Raw genomic sequence first — 17,030 nt, forward strand, 5'->3', positions numbered from 1 at the left:
GGAGGGTTAACCAGCAGCACGGATCAACTCAATGAGCCGACGAGAGTTACTATCTAGGCTGAGTATCACCTCCTCCACTGGCAGCGCCCAGGCATCTGCCAGCAAAACCGCCGTTTGACCTGAACTCCAAGGCATGACGGTTTCACCATTCACCTGAGCAAATGGTCCATCACTTTCAGGCACTACACGATGTCGAGGTAGCTTCTTGGCTAATGCTTTCCCAGACGCGGAGTTGAAAGCTGCCGGACCAATGCTGAACCAGCACCCCATATCGGAGGCCGCCTTAAGCTCTGAGGCAGCTCCCGTAAACCAATGAAGTACGGCTGTTCCGTATCCTGGATGACTATCAAGGATGGAAAGCACATCCTTAACAGCCTGGCGCGAATGAATACTCAACACCCGACCGCCCAAGTTTGCACATTGGGAGACAACGGCATTAAACACGTTGCGTTGCAATTCGTAGCTTTGTTGGAAGCGCTTCGAACCGTCCAAGCCGACCTCTCCGACGGCGCCTGCATGCTTGATTTGCTCGAGTAGGCTTTCGAGTTCGCCATACCGATCATGCACTAACTCTGGATGTAACCCAGGTGTGATTAACACGTTCTCATGCCCACCCAAAACTCGATCGGTAGCCGTGAAAGCCCGGGGGCTGGTGGTAACCAGCCAAGTAAACTCGTTTTTCTTCACCGCCTGCGCGCAGACATCGCGTGCATTGGGGTAAAGATCAAGATGGCAGTGGAAGTCCATCAAAGCAATCCGTCTCCGGTCAGAAGGGCCTCCAATTCCTGAATGCCGTTGCTAAGTACCGCGCGATACTGAGGTCGTTCAGGAACAGAAGCAAACGCCAATGATGCTCCCAGCAGCCTATCGATCCCCTTCTCTTTTGCCGTGAGCACTGCCAGTGCTACAGCCATAGGGTCGTCAGGTCCACTGGACTTCTCACTGGTTTTCAAGTTTGGGTGAACGTATTCGGTATCGTCTGCGCCACCTGTCCAAGCAGTGAAGGCGGCGCGCCGAATCATGCAGGGGACACACCTTCCACAGTGCGTTCGATTATAGGTGCGGAATCGACCGCAACTGGTGCTATCAGAGGCAAGTCGAAGTAACCGCGGCTGATCCAAACATTCGTTCATCATCTGCCCTTTGGTCTTGTATCGATAAGGCAATTCCAGTTGCACCGGAACCCCGACACCGTCCAAGACACGCTGCAGCTGGCTGATGAAGAGCGGATGCGTCGTCCGGGTACTGAGGCTTGACACTCGGCCCGGCACCAATGGTGGATTAACACAGATAAAGCCGTTCTCCGGGATGAACACTGTAGGGCGCGCAACACCCAACTGAGAAGCAGCCAGAACTGCGAAAGCATAGAATGCCAACGACCGCCCCCGGGTCGAAGGCTCGCGCGGGCCTTTGAAACTGATGCCGTGGCTCCACTGATAGTGAGCGCCGGCGCCGCCCAGAAGCTGTGCGTAATCACGCTGACGCTGGGAGTCCTCATGAGCGAGTTGGGAAACGAAAAGTGGGCGTCGCCCTTGTGCAACAAGATCCAAACCCCCAATGAGGCTGTCGAGGCCGCCCGACAGCAAAGAGACACAATCTTGATCCTTGGCGGCAGAGCGACCTTGGGGAGGAGGAAGGCCTGCGTTGGTAAAAGTCAACGTCCAGTAATCACCCGTCAGAACCTTCAGCAATTGCTCAAGCTCAGTCTTCCAGGGTTCCCAACGCATCGGATCAAAAAGCCCTACACTTAGCTCGATCATCCTCGTCCAACCATCAGCGCTTGTGCTCCTCAGCGCGCAGAGATCAGTCGCGCATACAGCCAGGCACAATTGCACGAAATCCCAGGTCTCAGGGCTTGGGCGGAAACCCTTCCGTTTCAGAGAGCAGTGCCAGCTCTTCGCGATAGTGCCAACACCCTCACGCCTCGCACTTTTGAAATAGGTAAAGGCCCGCTCGTCTTCTCTGAGTTGAACTGGAAGGCGGTCGAGGCTAGTGCAAATTACCTTGATCATTCAGCGAATACCTCAAGCGCGGTTTGAAGCACCGCTTGGGCCAGCGTTTGCGGATCGACTCTGCGCCCTACAAGACCTTCCATGATTCGCTGCACCTCTCCATGAACCCATTCTTTGATGTCGTTGCGAAATTCTTGGATCTCAACCGGTGAATACTTGAGCTTCTCGTAGGTTTGACCTAACTGAAGATCCATGCGGTTGCAGACCTCATTGGCGATTGTAAAACCTATGACGGAGGTGATCTGCTGATCACTCAACTGGAGAATATCTACTTCGGGGTCTTGCTCGTACAACTGCCCCAATGCGTCAACAGCGGCGTTTCTCAGAGACTCGTCATCAACGCTCCCCGTCTCGGGCAAAACCTTTTTTATAACCTCCAGCACAAGGTCATTGGCAGCAAGATTGAGGCCTCGAATCCACTGAATCCAGTCCAGAACCTGGGGGTCAGTACCGGCGCGCACTGCTTCCAGAAAGGATCCAAGACGTCCTGCGCCATAGGCAACCCCGCGCATCGTACTGGCGGCACGCCCAGATCCGCCCATACCTTTGTTGATCATGCTGCTGGCTGCGCCGCGCAACGCGTCACGGCCACCGCCAGAAAGGTACTTTCCCATTTTCGAACGAGCCGGCATGAATCTGCGATCCGGGGCTAGATCATGATCCTGCGCAGGGTTCTGGCCATCATCTGGCGTATCCTGTGGTTGTCCACCGTCGTCATCTGGAGCGCCATCTCCTGCCCCATCTCCAAGACCTCCATTGCCAGCTGAATCGCCTTGATCTAACCATTCAGGGTCGAATGGAGAACCTGCTTTACCACCACTGCTCGATGTCGAGGTACCCATCAGGCCTCACTCCTTAACGCCGACTCGATGGCCCGCTTTGTAATCTCACGAATACCTGCTTCTTCTATCCATGACGTTAAGACGTCCTTGGCCCAAGCTTGACTAGCAAGCGCAGGAATGAGCCCAGGTCCGATGGACTCAACAGGTGCAAGGCTCAAGAGCCCGGCTGCTCGCTTACCGAGCGCCGGATGAACCTTACAAGGCTCGATCAAAATGACCATTTCGGTAGCAGATCTCCATGTCCGCGATGGAGCATTACCCTGCCAGGCTTTTACCATTGCAAGTTCCGCCTGTTCACTGTCGACGGCGGCGATGGCTTTCGTTAAATGTTCATTTGAGGCAGTAGCAGCCTTCAAAGCATCCCTCAGCTCACGAGCGGCAGGAGTCATGTTGTCGTCGCCAAAATCGCGGGTCGCTGTATCTCTGCTGAGGTGGAGTAAAGGACGAAGATCGGCTGCACCAAGGGGGGGTGCCAACTGTAACCACTCCGAAATAAAGGGGTCGTCGGCGAATAGCTTGGACTGAGTACCTCCGTCCCGCGCAAGCTCCTCAGCCTGCAGGAGCTCCTGCACCTTGCCATCGTTCTCAGAGTTCACCATCGATGCCAACGTGTTTGCCAAGTCCTCCTTATAACGCTCCAGCAAATGCCATTTGGCTAGGGCCGGGATATCCAAGGTGATGCCTTGAGGCTGTGCCAACGACTCACGCAAGTACACTGTATTCAAAAAGCGTTTCATCAGCCTCGGATTAGCACTGATGCTGGTCGATTGGAACATAAGCCGCGCCAATCCTTGCGCCAAATCCATAAGTTGCTGAAGGCGACCATCCGAACCAACGAGTTCGTAAAGGAATGCAGATGATATGGTCTCCCCGAGCCAGCTCTTCGCAAGCCGTTGAGGAATCTCCACCTTCGCACGATCGAATTTATCTTGAGGGAAGCCACTATTCCTAGCCTCCTTCTCAAGCAAGAGCAGAACCAGGTATGCCTTAGCCTCGTTCACTCCGATGCGAGGCACGTGCAGCGGCACCTGGATCAGCTTGTCGAAGTAGTTAGTAGCGATGTCACTCTTGATCCCTGTGCCTTCAAAATGTTTCTTCACTGCGCCGTGGATGAAGTCATTATCCGCAGCGATTACGAAGGCAGTACGCTTGAGGAAAAGCAGCAGTCGGATGGATTCCAGGGTTGAAATGGCGGTCTCCGGCAGGCACCGATCCAAGTCATCCACGAACACTACGAGTGTGATACCAAGCTCTTCCAGCAGTTTTTCAAGGGCAAGCCTGAAGGCGTGAATTTCGTTCGGTAGGGAGAGAGGTTTGGCCGGGTTCAAAAGGCCGCTAGCCTTCAAGGCTAACGTTCCTTCTTCGCTCTTCTCATCATCTTTTTCTTTGCCACCGGCATCTGCCGCTTGAGGGGCATCGCCCTCGGCAGTCTCGGCAGTAAAGGCGTCCCAGAGGTTCGACGCCTTTCCGATCGCCCTCCCGACCACACCAACGGGCACACCAGTCGTCAACGTGATCGCTGCTTCACCACCGATTTGAACAAGGCGTAAAAAGTTGATGCGTTTCAAGAGATCCAGGGCTTTCTTTTGTAGCGATGCATTGCCCTGGGCGAGTTCGAGTACGTGGTCGCCCACGATTTGCAATAGAGCACTTCGGGCGCTTTCGAAGTCTTGATACAGCCATGGGTTGAACGTGATCACGACATACCGATGCTCTGCTGGCGGCACGACACCAGCGGCTGGAGGCTGGTGGGTACCGCCAGTCTCAAGCCTGGCCGCAATCATCTTCACAAGGGATGACTTGCCCGCCCCCCAGCCACCAGAAACACCTATCGAAATCGGCTCGCCATGGCTCTGCCGGAGGAGGCTGGCGCAGGCGTCAGCGACCACGCCAAAATTGAGGTAGTCGACGGTTGTTTCGTTGTCATGCCACATGCTTTGAAGTCCGTTTCGCTCTACTTGGAAAACGTTTGGAGCGCCTCAACGCCATGATCTCTGCGTGCAGCAAAGCCTAAGCGGAGCCATGATGCGTCCATGCGTCTGAATGAAGTGTGACCAGCGTGAGCGACTCAATATCTACGTGCTCGCTTTTCGTATGCCGCTGGCGGGAGGTAGCTACACCAAGATACTAAATCGCCTAGTGCCAATTTGCCATACTGCAAAACATACTAAGCAGTTACTTTTACGCACACTGCCGAGAATTTAATTGACGCCAATAATCCGACATCCGTGCCTTTAGCGCGCCCTGGAAAGATAAGCCCGAGGCAACTCATGTAGTCCCCGAGCTCAGATCTAGTGCATGGCAGAGGCTCATCGACATTTGGACTGATCAGCTCGAAGGTTGTTCAAAGTGAATATTCTTCGAGCCGAGCAGCGTCTGCAAATACGCCACCTCTGCGGCATCAATCTTCAACAACCGCTCGTCAAAAACGGCCTTGAAGCCCTCACCGAGATCGGTGGCCACTTTTTGAATCTTCATTCCCATCCAAAGCATCGCTAGGTTTTTGTCGCGCGTGAGCAACGTAAGCGTACGGCCAATGCATCTTGTGGGACAGTTCGACGTAGGAATTTAGGGGGGCATGCTTTCCACGCTGTCGCTTCGCTGCTCCTGCCGTTTTTTGAACGAAAGGTGGTCGGACAAAAAACAGAGATTGCAGAGCTGAGTGGGCAAAGGAGATGTGTGTTTCCTAGCCCAAAATCTTCCCAAATAACTGGTTCTCGTGAGTCTCGTTTTGAAAAGTATACGAGGGCGATCCTAGGTGTTTATAACCTTGCCGTGGATAGAACGTGAGCGCACGACAGTTTCCAATCCAGACGGTGGCCCAGAGTAGAGATGCGCCGCCAAGGTAGGCATATTTCTCAGCCTCTTCGAGCAATCTGTATCCAACTCCTCTTCCTGTGAATTTTTCTTGTACATAAAGACGTTGCAACTCGGACGGATTCGGATGAGAAATCAGATCATGACCAGTATTCATCGCTACCTGCGCGAACCCGACTAGGTGGTCGTCAACCTCCGCGACAATAATAAAAGTGTCCGGCTTAGCAATTATCTTTGACATGTTATCTGGTGAGAACGAGTCCAAGACTTCTTGTGCGATAGAGCCCCGAATCCCCTCTGTAGCATAGGTGTCGAGAAACACCTGCATACCAAGTACCGCGATACACAGAGCGTCTTGATCCGTCGCATTGCGAATAGCTATCTTTTGTTCAGGCAATCAGGTGCCCTCCGTATTGGAGCGTCCGGTACTCGCGAGTGAATGAGCGTCTCGGTTTGGACAAATCGACTGCCAGTTATGAGGCAATAGTTCAGCAACTTGACTCGCCCGCTGCGTCGGCCACCGCGTTAGCACATCTTTGAGATAAGCATACGGATCATGCCCATTCATGCGCGCCGACTGGATCAAACTCATGATCGCGGCGGCGCGTTTACCGCTGCGTAGCGACCCTGCAAAGAGCCAGTTCTTGCGCCCCAGCGCCCAGGGTCGTATCTGGTTCTCGCACCAATTATTATCAATGGGTACCGCCCCGTCATCGAGGTAGCGCGACAGCGCCGTCCAGCGTTTCAGGCTGTAATCCAGCGCTTTGCCGATGGCCGAACCGGTGTGCACGATATCACGCTGGGCGACCATCCAAGCGTGCAACGCGTCCATCACCGGTACCGCCTTTTCTTGCCGTATTCGGCGGCGCGTGTCCGGCTCCAGATCCTTGATTTCACCCTCGATTTCGTACAACACCTGCATGTAACGCAAGGCCTGCTCAGCCAGCGTGCTTTTGTGGGTCGCATGCAGTTCAAAGAACTTGCGCCGGGCATGGGCCATGCAGCCGATTTCAGTCACGCCCAGTTCAAAGCTGGCCTTGTAACCACCGAAATCATCGCAGACCAGCTTGCCCTTCCAGTCTTGCAGGAAGTTACGCGCATGCTCGCCGGCACGGCTGAGGCTGAAGTCATAAACCACCGCCGAGGTTTCGCAAAACGGGCTGGTGGCGTAAGCCCAGACGTAAGAGCGATGGGTTTTCTTGGTGCCCGGCATGAGCATCTGCACCGGCGTTTCATCCACATGAACGACCGGTTGCTCAAGCACTACCTCACGCAGCGCATCGACCAGCGGCTGTAACTGCACACCACAAGCACCCACCCATTGAGCGAGCGTCGAGCGTGGGATAGCCAGGCCGGCGCGGCCAAACATGGCTTCCTGACGGTACAGCGGCAGATGGTCGGCGAACTTCGCAATCATGACGTGGGCCAACAAGCCCGCTGTCGGGATGCCCTTGTCGATCACCTGCGCCGGCACCGGAGCCTGGGTCAGCGTTTCGCAATTGCTGCAGACCCATTTGCCACGGATGTGGCGCTCCACGGCGAATACGCCCGGTGTGTAATCAAGCTTCTCGCTGACATCTTCACCGATACGTTTGAGTGCGCAGCCACAAGTGCAATCGGTATTGTCCGGTTCATGATGAATCAGCGTGCGGGGAAACTCGGGCGGTAAGGCACGACGTTTAGGCTTCTGCTTTTCTTGGCCGGGTGCCGGAGTGACCCGCAGCGACTCCAGTTCCGCTTCGATGGCGGCGATATCGGTATCGATAAGGTCATAGAGCAAGCTGGCCTGCTCAGGGCTCATTTGCTCGCTACGCTTGGCGAACTTGAAGCGCTTGAGCTGGGCGATCTCGTAGCTGAGTTTTTCGATCAGCGTTTTGTCGTGATGGATCTTCTTGTCCATGACCTGAACGGTCTTGCCCATCGTCTCGACTTGCTCGTCGAGCGCCGAGACACGTTGTAGCAACTGCGCCGCCAGAGCGCGCAGTTGTTCGGGGTTCAGTTGGTCGAGGTCGGGGATCGAAGTCATGCCGCCGATCTTGCCAGATCAGCGTAAACAGGACGACAGACTGATCGGACAATTGCACTGCCGGGTGGGGCATGACTTGGCTTAGAGGATGGAAATGGCGTTTCCAGGGCCAACTCTTTGCCAAGGCAGCCCCAGTATCAAGGCATGCAGTTGTTCGGCGCTCAGCTCCATCTGCGAACCGTGCCGAACACTTGGCCAGGCGAACTTACCTTGATGGAGCCGGCGTGCCGCCAGCCAAATACCGAGCCCGTCATGTACCAGGACTTTCATGCGAGTGGCGCGGCGGTTGGCAAACAGGTAAGCGCAGTGCGGCTGCGCCGCACCGAACACCGAAATCACGCGGGCCATGGCGGTGTCGGTGCCAGCGCGCATGTCCATCGGCTCGGTAGCGAGCCAGATGGTGTCGATACGAATCACCGCAACAGTTCTCGAAGAAAACTCGCGCAGACGGCGGCGCTGTCCACTGGCCAAGTCATCTTGACGGGTGTGCGCGGGTGTTGGATTTCAAGGCAGATACTGGAGGGCTGGGCATGCGATCCGACGCCGAGCATCTGAGGGTGCAGCGGGATGAACGCTGGCTGAAGCGCCACGGCTTTTTGATTGTGCAACCGAATCCATTTGTGGACGAGGTTGGCATTGAGGCTGTAGCCCAAGGCGATGTTGGCGATGGAGGCGCCGGGCTCGGAACACTCCTGGATGACTTGGGCTTTGAAAGATTTGCTGTAGGTACGGCGCTGAGGGTGCATGGGAAATCCGCTTGATGGGCCAGAAATGGTGTCCACTTAAATTAGGTGGACACCATCGCCTTCCGCGGTTGCGGCAGGAAGATGTGTTGGCCGGACGGATACTGAGCAACGCAGAACGATGTACAGGACTGTACAGTTGGAACTGCCTCAGCAAGAAAAGCAGGAAAATATCCCACATGGCGTTGTAGGCCTGCTGAGCCCCGTAGACGATTGCCGGCTTCAGTACTTTTTTGGCGGGGTTGAAGTTCTGCGAAGCTGTCAGGGCGCTAAGCGCCATTGTGACGCTAATGTGCTGAGGTGAAATGTCTGTGTCCCTCGCAGCCTGAATTAGCTTTTGCCAGGCAGCACGGCGCTTCGATCGTCCAGTGGTCGCCATCAGGGATGGTCCGACCTTTTGTAAGAATTCCATACCCTTAGAAAAGTAGGGGTGGTAGCTATTGAGAGTGGCTTGAGTTTCCTCTCGCTCGTAAGACTTCGGCCATACCTTGACGTGAGGGATGGAATCCGCAAGGTCAGCTAGAGCAACCCGAAGCTGCTCATGCACGAGATCGACATCCGGGAGGCCCTGTATATTGCCTTCAAGCCCGTAAGGCAGGGGGTTGAGCGAGCTGCTACAAGGTTGCTGAACCAGCAAATCGAGAAAGTCCTTTCCAGAAGCCGCACCTGGCTTGATCTTACCCCCTTCGAACCGCGCCTTAATTTCGGCCACAACATTCTTGTCTACGAAAATATTGGTGCCAGCCAAGCAATAGATCAACGGCAGCCAGCCACCATCAACTAAACAAATGCTCTCGTTCTTGATCGATGGGTCAATCTGCAGACTTCTGCTGATCCAAGTGCCTACCGGAGGTACACCAGGCTTAGAAGTGTTGCTTCCCACGTCGACACGCCCAGTGATCTCTACGGATAGAGGCTCATTTTTTTGATACTTGAACCAGTCGTCCAAGGTGAGGGGTTTAGCGGTGACCTCTGTCAATACAACGCCATCGGCATCTGGCGGCAAAACATCGTCGTGAGCTAAAAGCATGACCGAAACGGGCGAACCTGCTTGCTGCAATTCATAGCCTCCCAAGTAGTTACTATCGCGTGAGTTCCGACCCTATGGAAAACTCATCCATCCGCAGGACTTAGGCTCCTGAATGCATGGACATGTGAAAATGTACCTTGCATTCCTTCACGTGCAGGATTTTCTAACGCGCTTTCGAGTATGAGCAAGGCAGTAAGCTCAGCTCTGTGGTGGACGCATCCACTTCGACTGTTAGCTGCCATAGGCGAAGACCTGATCTGGTGCAAAGCCAGCAGCATGGACGCCACTACGTCGCTTTCGTTAATGATAGGTACACCCGCTTGGAGAGCAGCCAATGAGCGCTGCACGTCCACCACAATCTACAGAAGACCAGAGGCATCCGAACGAAAAATGGGGGACCAGATGGGGGACCAAAAGTACTCAGACACAAAAAAGCCCTGAAAATCAGGGCTTTAATGAAATTAGTGGCGGAAGCGTAGTCCGCCAAACTGGCAGCGGCGGTGATCAAGGTCCGGTCGACTGGATGACCAAAGCCCCCAACACGTACGTCCGCCTGCTCAGTGAGCACTACAAAAGTCGCCTGAGTGAATAGGCGCTTTTTTCGAGTAGGGGCATAAGTAGGGGTATTTTTCTGACGCCCAGAACTTTGGATGCCCATAAAAAAATCCAGTCACCGCTAAGTGACTGGATTTCTTGGAGTATTTTGGTCGGGACGGAGTGATTCGAACACTCGACCCCTTGCACCCCATCAAGGGGTATCCACCCTGAAAATATCGACTCGATGTATTGCTCGACCAGCTGGGAGCGCAACTCCCCAGAGGGCGCCAATGCTAGGTGGCCAAGAGCAGCTTACAGCGCGGCTAGCTGCAGATTGCGCAAACAGCGCCTCAGGTTTTTGATGACTACAACTGCCAGCGACTTACGGACGCGCTGTGACCCTGCCTGGCGCCCTGCCCTAGGCAACCAATAATCCAAGCATACGCCGAGCAAGCCGAAACTGACGTACACTGAAAGCCGCAGACGACCACTCCGAAAGCTGTCAGAAATCGCCATTCTCGATCGCGCATCCTCGTGAGGGTATCGTGGGTATTTTTGGGGGTATATTTCCGCTTCTTGAGACCAGAAATACCGCCCCAGAGCCATGTCCAAATGTTCTTCGGCGACTCTGAGAGTCTTTAGCGGCTTCGCGCATGCTTGTTAGCGGATCATTTTTGCGTTTTTCCAGCCTCAAATTGCCATTTACTTCCAGCTAATTGCTACATTTGGGGCATATTTGAGGGCATGCTTTGGGTGGCTTGAAAAGGATGCCCCCAACCGAAGATGCCCAGCGCTTTCGGGGATCCCCATAGCTTGTGACTGCGGGAAGACAGTCGCGAACTCAGGCTGACATCGTTGGCAACTTCGTGCTCCACCTAGCTTCCCGCCGCAGCACTGCCCCCACCGCAATTTGAAGTACCTTTCGATGGTCCCGTGCTAGCACCTGGAGATAGCAGGTCGCCCATAAGGGTTTGCTATCGACCCTAAGATATCTTTCGTGGAAAGCAGCCCGGCCCAGAGCTGACGTTCAACACTGATAGCTTTCGCAATCACCCGATCATTCTTCCCCGAGTGTGTTGGGCCCGCCCCTTGAGTGAGGCATTTTGTTGCCCATTCATCTGCTCGAGCGCACCTCAATGAACTAGGTAGTTTCCAAAGAGTACGGCTCGGAAAAACTGGACTCTATCGGAGAGGTACCTATGTCTATCGACTCGAGTTTTCAAGATCAACCGCAAGGCTCAGATCCATCGATGCCTGGTTCTGATGTGAAGAATCCTACCCTGAACCCCGATGACCCTAAGAAGTACGATCCGCTAAGGAAGCCAGGCATGGATCGTCCAGAGGATTGGGAGGACCAAGAACGGTTGCCTCCCGAAGCGGATGAACAGACGCCACTTTCTGATGACCGGCGTTGAGCTGAAAAGCCCGGCTTCGGCCGGGCTGCAATACCACCCTTCTACTCCAGGCATTACTGATGCCTCGCATGTTTACGGTGGTAGGTTGCATGCTGCTGGCCATGGAGCGGATCGGCACCGACCTGCAAGCACCATTCGGGCATCGCCAAGACAGCATTCGTACCGATGACGTCTACCGAAATATCGAAAAGAATCTTCAGTCGATGTTTAACTCTCGGGAGCGTGGGGCCTTGTCATTGACGCCAAGCCTGGCCACCGAAAGGCACCGTTCTGCCTCGTGAGGCACGGCCAACGGCTTGACAGTTTGCAAGCTCGCTCAAGATAGTAACCAGAGACTGCGGCTAGCCACATAAGCAGCCGGACTAGGAGGACAACACCATGGCTGATCAGATAGCCCGACTGGACGCTGAGCTCGTCTCTCTGGATCAGATTGCTGCTGAATTGGAGCGCCAGGTGGGACCTAGCCCTGTAACGCGCCCCCTGGTCATCGCATGGTTGAGCGAATGGTTGAAGGTGGCGGGCGAATCGAAACCCGGTTTACCTCATCTGCCTCACTCTCTCAAAGCGGCTTATGCCGCCTGGACGCATCAAGCCGTGGATCGCTGAACGGAAACTGCAACCCACGGTTTCCAGCGATGTTTTAAGCAGTCCGTTGTTTAGGCTGGTGATGCTCAGTAGCGAGGCACCTTGCACGGCTAACCCCCCAGGCCAAGGCACGCGTCATCGACTCTCCTGGACGCGTGTCGAAGGCTTCTTCGTGCAGTGCCATACCGGTGCCGGCATACACGCCTATGAACATTTGCGTGTCACCTGTGCGCGAAAGGCGCACTTGGACATCCATCGTCGTGCCGTCATCCAAGCTCTCATCGTGCGTCCTGTGATGTAGCGCCGGGTCTGCCCACTTCCAGAAAATGTCGCCGCGAATCCGCATGCCGCCCTCCTACGACTTTAGTCTTATGTATGGGATTTCTGAACCTTAGCGCAGCGGAGTAGAAGAGACAGCCCCACCGAGCGGATTATGGATACATACTGTGACGGGATGTGACGTGGGAAACATTCCAAATGCGTCACCGGAATTCAGGATGTCCCAGGATTCTAAAGGCCCTTTGAAGATTGCTTCTCAGCGCTGATCTGCACCAGCGGCCCATGGTCATGAGTGCACAATGAGATTGAAGGCGAGCCCGATCCAGCACGACTTGCCGTCCGCGCTTCCTCATCACGACTCTCCAGCCAGTGCCCGCATCTGCGATGGCTACCCTGTCGCTCGAAAGCTGGAACTCCAGCACTCCCACTTGACTGTGCACCGAGATATGCCGGGAGCGGAGCGCCTCGAAGGCACAACGCAGTATGTGGCGGATGACACTGCGTTCTTTGGCTGAGCCTGCATCCTCGTCCATGACCAAGCAGGCCGCAGCGAGTACCTCAGCCACCAGCTGCTCGGCTTGATCCTCGTTTTGATTTGGCATCTCGTCCTCGACCTGACCTACAAAAAAATACCTTGCGTGGCCGGCATCGTGGCCGGCATCAGCATAGCGAGCGTCCCACGCCCGCAATCAGCGGGAAGGTTGGCTTCCCGGAATTTCCAGGCGTGCTACGCCCCTGATTCCGGGTCGCTCGCCGGAACTCCAGGGGAACGCTGGCTTTCCTTGTCATCGCCAAGACCGGGATTGATACCCGGATCATCAGGTATGGGAGCCCCTTCCTTTAGTTGAATATCCCGGCGCACATCCCGCCGACTACTCGCACCGCTAGGGTTTGGGTGTTCACTGGATACTGAGTTGTTTGCATCCACATCGTCCATCTCTTCTTCAATGGGTGACTCATCATTAGGCGGCAATGGGACCTCAACCTCTTTGGTCCCGGGACCATGCGTTTTTTCATCACCGTGTTTATCGCCGATGACCTGCTGCGATGCCTTACCGGGAGCATTTTCATCAATGACCATGTCCTTTCTCCGTTCAGAGGCAGATGGTATCTGCACCTAAACTTGAGAAGCGGGCGATGCTGGGGAGTGCCTGCAGCTAGACGAGTGGCGCAGCAGCCCCGTCGAAGCCGGGCCTTTTCGATTGAGCGCCTTTGCTCAGAAAAGGGCGTCGGTTCATCCACTTCGACAGGTAAGCGCTCTTGATCCTCCCAATCCCCTCGATCGCGATCAGCCTGACCCTGAGAGCCGGCCTTTCTGCATCAGAACCTTCCGTCGCTCTGCGGGCACCCTTCGGTAAACAGCAGGCCGAACATAGGGTGAACAACCAGAGAGGGAGTTTCACCATGAAAGCAGAGAAACCGTGCGCGTTACTGCTCGCAATGTGCTTGGGTTGCGCGGCGCCACTTGCCCTGGCCGCCACAGACCTGAACGATCAGCGCGCCCCTTGCACGCAACCGCACAGCAAAGGGGCCATGAACGGCCAAGGCGATGCGACAGGCTCTGGAACACCAGCCGATGGCATGGGCACGGGTAATGGCGGTACCCATGACAATGGAACGGACAACACGGGCGGTGACGGCACCGATACTGACTCGGGCTCCGGCGATAATGGGGGAGATGGTAGCGGTGCAGGTCCGGCGAGTGGTAGTGGTGACTCAACCGGTAGTGGATCAGGTTCAGGATCGGGCAGCTAGGCGGAATGGCCAAATGGCGGAGGATCTCCCGTTCATGGCCCGGCGTTTCAGTTTTGCCATTGCTCAAGCAACACACTCAGGAGTAATTGCCATGCCACGCGGTGACAAGGACAAATATACGGACAAGCAAAAACGCAAGGCCGAGCACATCGAGCAATCGTACGAGGACAAGGGCGTGGGCAAGGACGAAGCCGAAGCGCGCGCCTGGGCCACCGTGAACAAGCAATCCGGTGGCGGTGAAAAGCCAGGAGGCTCGGGGAGCAGGACTCCGTCACGCGAGAAAAAGACCGCACGCAAGGATTCAGCCAAACGCGCCGCCGAGTCTCGCCACGGGAATTCACGCACTTCGCGCGCGTCGCTGGAATCGCAAAGCAAAGAAAGCCTTATGAAGGAGGCGCGCAGCAAAGATATCAAGGGGCGCTCGAGCATGAACAAGGCCCAGTTGGTTGAAGCCCTGCGAAAACAGGGGTAATCGGAGAAGTTCGGCGCAGCGTGAGGCTCATTCGCCTCACACTCAACGCCACTGCATCAGCAACATGCCCCGAATACCGCAGACCGGGTCTTGTTCAGGACGCGGCACCTGAGCGATGCGCGCGAGATTGCGCGGGTGTGCTGCTCTGTCGGGCCGCTGAATGTCGTAGTCTTCCTGCCCATGAGGATAGGCGCCGACCACCAGGAAGTTATCGCTGCACTCGATGCAGCGATGGCCCGTGCCTGCGGGCAGCACTAGCACATCTCCCCGCTCCACGCTTACGCTCTGCCCATATTCCCCGCCAAGCGTCAATCGGGCCCGTCCACGGGCAATGCCGAGCACCTCATGAGCGTTAGGGTGAAAGTGGTGATAGTCGAAAATCCCTGAGCGCCAGAGCGGGGTCCATTGGTGAGCCGCAAACATCGCTTCGAATGCGCTGGCACTATCCCCCGACGGATCAAGCTTCAACCGGTAGAGCAGCACGGGAAAACGGCTGTTCGGCGTCGCGCCGTCGTCTTCGAAATACAAGGTCTGCACGCTGGCATCTTGTGTATTCATGAGCGTCATGATGCGCACCCTGAGGGGTTATCGGTCCACCTTCGAACCTTTCGGCGGTTGCCTGGTTCCAGCCGGCAGACGGGTGCACATACCGTTGAAACTTTACCGGCACGTGCCAAGTCCAGACGCCTATCGATAACAGAACGGGAGCAGGCAATGACCGGCACGGTAGGCGACTTTCTGGTAGAGCGTTTGTATCAATGGGGCGTACGGCGCATCTTCGGTTACCCTGGCGACGGCATCAATGGTGTATTCGGCGCGCTGAGCCGGGCCAAAGGCAAGATAGAGTTCATCCAGGCCCGCCATGAGGAGATGGCCGCCTTCATGGCCAGCGCCCATGCCAAGTTCACAGGCGAGCTCGGTGTGTGCATGGCCACCTCCGGCCCGGGCGCCTCGCACTTGCTTACCGGCCTGTACGATGCACGCATGGACCACCAGCCGGTGCTGGCCATCGTCGGTCAGCAGGCCCGTGCGGCACTGGGTGGGCACTACCAGCAGGAACTGGACCTGCTGTCGATGTTCAAGGACGTCGCCGGTGCGTTCGTCCAGCAGGCATCGACGCCGGAGCAGGTACGCCATCTGCTCGACCGTGCGGTGCGCACCGCCGTCGGCGAACGCCGCGTCACCGCCATCATCCTGCCCAACGACTTGCAGGACCTACCCTACAACGAACCACCCAAGGCCCACGGTACGGTGCATTCCGGCATGGGCTTCAGCAAGCCCAGGGTGCTGCCCTTCGAGGAGGACTTGCAGCGCGCGGCCGAACTACTGAACGCCGGTCGCAAGGTGGCGATACTGGTGGGTGCCGGCGCGCTGCAGGCGACAGAGCAGGTCATTGCAATTGCCGAAACACTTGGCGCCGGGGTGGCCAAAGCGCTGCTGGGTAAGGCGGTGCTGCCGGACGACCTCCCATGGGTCACTGGGTCGATCGGCCTGCTCGGCACCGAGCCCAGTTATCAGCTGATGAGCGAATGCGACACCCTGCTGATGATCGGCTCCGGCTTTCCCTATTCCGAGTTTCTACCCAAGGAAGGCCAGGCACGAGGCGTGCAGATCGACCTGCAACCCGACATGCTAAGCCTGCGCTACCCGATGGAGGTCAACCTCGTCGGCGACGCCAGCGAAACATTGCACGCACTGTTGCCGTTACTTGACCACAAGACCGACCGACGCTGGCGCGACAAGGTAGAAACCTGGCGTGCACAGTGGGACAAGACCGTGGCCAAGCGCGCCCTGGTCAAGGCCGACCCGATCAACCCGCAACGCGTGGTCCATGAGCTTTCCCCTCGCCTGCCCGACCACGCCATCATCACCAGCGACTCCGGCTCCTGTGCCAACTGGTTTGCCCGCGACCTGCAGATTCGCCAGGGGATGCAGTGCTCGCTGTCCGGCGGCCTGGCCTGCATGGGCGCCGCCGTGCCCTATGCGATTGCAGCCAAATTCGCCCACCCGCAACGGGCTGTAGTTGCTTTGGTGGGCGATGGGGCGATGCAGATGAACAACCTCGCCGAACTGATCACCGTGGCCAAATACTGGCAGCAGTGGGACAACCCGCAATGGATCTGTGCCGTGTTCAACAATGAAGACCTCAACCAAGTAACCTGGGAGCAACGGGTCATGGAGGGCGACCCCAAGTTCGAAGCTTCGCAGTCGATCCCTGACGTGCCCTACCATCTGTTTGCCATTTCCATTGGCCTGCAAGGTATCTACGTAGATCGCGAAGAGGACGTTGCCGCTGCGTGGGAGCGTGCGCTGGCTGCTGATCGGCCAGTACTGCTCGAGTTCAAGACCGACCCGAACGTGCCGCCCCTGCCACCCCACATCAAGCTGGAACAGGCAAAGAAGTTTGCCAGCAGCTTGCTCAAGGGCGACCCCGACCAGGCGGGCATCATCATGCAAACAGCCAAGCAGGTGCTCGGCTCGGTGCTGCCTGGCAAGAAGTGACAGGCACCTCGGCGA

General features: G+C 56.3%; 16 protein-coding genes and 1 pseudogene. 5 read left to right on the forward strand and 12 right to left on the reverse strand.

Translation table 11 applies throughout. The features are described 5' to 3' along the window. Positions 1–6: 6 nt before the first annotated feature. From qatD to N5D48_RS00550, 9 genes are all read right to left on the reverse strand, one after another. Positions 7–747, reverse strand: coding sequence for a Qat anti-phage system TatD family nuclease QatD (gene qatD, locus N5D48_RS00510; protein WP_279879872.1), 741 nt, complete (start codon positions 745–747; stop codon positions 7–9). Beyond that, positions 747–2,012 carry a Qat anti-phage system QueC-like protein QatC gene (gene qatC / locus N5D48_RS00515; protein WP_279879875.1) on the reverse strand — a complete coding sequence of 422 codons (1,266 nt, stop codon included), beginning with the start codon at positions 2,010–2,012 and terminating at the stop codon, positions 747–749. The genes qatD and qatC overlap by 1 nt, the downstream gene beginning before the upstream one ends. Next, positions 2,009–2,854, reverse strand: a complete 846-nt coding sequence (locus tag N5D48_RS00520) for a hypothetical protein (protein WP_279879878.1) — start codon at positions 2,852–2,854, stop codon at positions 2,009–2,011. The genes qatC and N5D48_RS00520 overlap by 4 nt, the downstream gene beginning before the upstream one ends. After that, positions 2,854–4,788, reverse strand: coding sequence for a P-loop NTPase fold protein (locus N5D48_RS00525; RefSeq protein WP_279879881.1), 1,935 nt, complete (start codon positions 4,786–4,788; stop codon positions 2,854–2,856). The genes N5D48_RS00520 and N5D48_RS00525 overlap by 1 nt, the downstream gene beginning before the upstream one ends. Before the next feature lie 394 nt (positions 4,789–5,182). Continuing rightward, positions 5,183–5,332, reverse strand: a complete 150-nt coding sequence (locus N5D48_RS00530) for a hypothetical protein (RefSeq protein WP_279879883.1) — start codon at positions 5,330–5,332, stop codon at positions 5,183–5,185. A 208-nt stretch (positions 5,333–5,540) separates the two neighbouring features. Next, complete coding sequence (locus N5D48_RS00535; protein WP_279880138.1) at positions 5,541–5,999, reverse strand: GNAT family N-acetyltransferase; 459 nt, start codon at positions 5,997–5,999, stop codon at positions 5,541–5,543. 69 nt (positions 6,000–6,068) lie between these two features. Then, positions 6,069–7,697, reverse strand: a complete 1,629-nt coding sequence (locus N5D48_RS00540; protein WP_279879885.1) for an IS66 family transposase — start codon at positions 7,695–7,697, stop codon at positions 6,069–6,071. Positions 7,698–7,778: 81 nt separating this feature from the next. Continuing rightward, a complete protein-coding gene (tnpB, locus tag N5D48_RS00545; protein ID WP_279879888.1) occupies positions 7,779–8,114 on the reverse strand; it encodes an IS66 family insertion sequence element accessory protein TnpB in 336 nt (111 codons plus the stop codon). Then, a complete protein-coding gene (locus tag N5D48_RS00550) occupies positions 8,111–8,443 on the reverse strand; it encodes a transposase (protein WP_279879891.1) in 333 nt (110 codons plus the stop codon). The genes tnpB and N5D48_RS00550 overlap by 4 nt, the downstream gene beginning before the upstream one ends. Before the next feature lie 538 nt (positions 8,444–8,981). Between N5D48_RS00550 and N5D48_RS00555 the strand changes: the two genes are divergently transcribed. From N5D48_RS00555 to N5D48_RS00565, 3 genes and pseudogenes are all read left to right on the forward strand, one after another. Further along, a complete protein-coding gene (locus tag N5D48_RS00555) occupies positions 8,982–9,224 on the forward strand; it encodes a hypothetical protein (RefSeq protein WP_279879894.1) in 243 nt (80 codons plus the stop codon). A 2,260-nt stretch (positions 9,225–11,484) separates the two neighbouring features. Further along, a pseudogene (locus N5D48_RS00560) lies at positions 11,485–11,703 on the forward strand (effector protein); the annotation flags it as partial. Positions 11,704–11,800: 97 nt separating this feature from the next. Further along, positions 11,801–12,028, forward strand: a complete 228-nt coding sequence (locus tag N5D48_RS00565; protein WP_060494607.1) for a hypothetical protein — start codon at positions 11,801–11,803, stop codon at positions 12,026–12,028. A 34-nt stretch (positions 12,029–12,062) separates the two neighbouring features. Here N5D48_RS00565 and N5D48_RS00570 read toward each other — a convergent pair whose 3' ends face one another. Together N5D48_RS00570 and N5D48_RS00575 are read right to left on the reverse strand one after the other, a co-directional pair. Further along, positions 12,063–12,353, reverse strand: coding sequence for a hypothetical protein (locus N5D48_RS00570; RefSeq protein ID WP_279879903.1), 291 nt, complete (start codon positions 12,351–12,353; stop codon positions 12,063–12,065). A 660-nt stretch (positions 12,354–13,013) separates the two neighbouring features. Further along, positions 13,014–13,367 carry a hypothetical protein gene (locus tag N5D48_RS00575; protein ID WP_279879906.1) on the reverse strand — a complete coding sequence of 118 codons (354 nt, stop codon included), beginning with the start codon at positions 13,365–13,367 and terminating at the stop codon, positions 13,014–13,016. A 765-nt stretch (positions 13,368–14,132) separates the two neighbouring features. Between N5D48_RS00575 and N5D48_RS00580 the strand changes: the two genes are divergently transcribed. Next, entirely contained in the window at positions 14,133–14,513 is a 381-nt protein-coding gene (locus N5D48_RS00580) for a termination factor Rho (RefSeq protein ID WP_279880140.1), read from the forward strand. 42 nt (positions 14,514–14,555) lie between these two features. Here N5D48_RS00580 and N5D48_RS00585 read toward each other — a convergent pair whose 3' ends face one another. Then, a complete protein-coding gene (locus tag N5D48_RS00585; RefSeq protein ID WP_279879909.1) occupies positions 14,556–15,080 on the reverse strand; it encodes a cupin domain-containing protein in 525 nt (174 codons plus the stop codon). Positions 15,081–15,227: 147 nt separating this feature from the next. On the opposite strand from N5D48_RS00585, the gene N5D48_RS00590 reads away from it, so the two are divergent. Continuing rightward, a complete protein-coding gene (locus tag N5D48_RS00590) occupies positions 15,228–17,015 on the forward strand; it encodes a thiamine pyrophosphate-requiring protein (RefSeq protein WP_279879912.1) in 1,788 nt (595 codons plus the stop codon). Positions 17,016–17,030: the final 15 nt, after the last annotated feature.

The organism is Pseudomonas sp. GD03858, assembly GCF_029840925.1.
Classification (GTDB): domain Bacteria; phylum Pseudomonadota; class Gammaproteobacteria; order Pseudomonadales; family Pseudomonadaceae; genus Aquipseudomonas.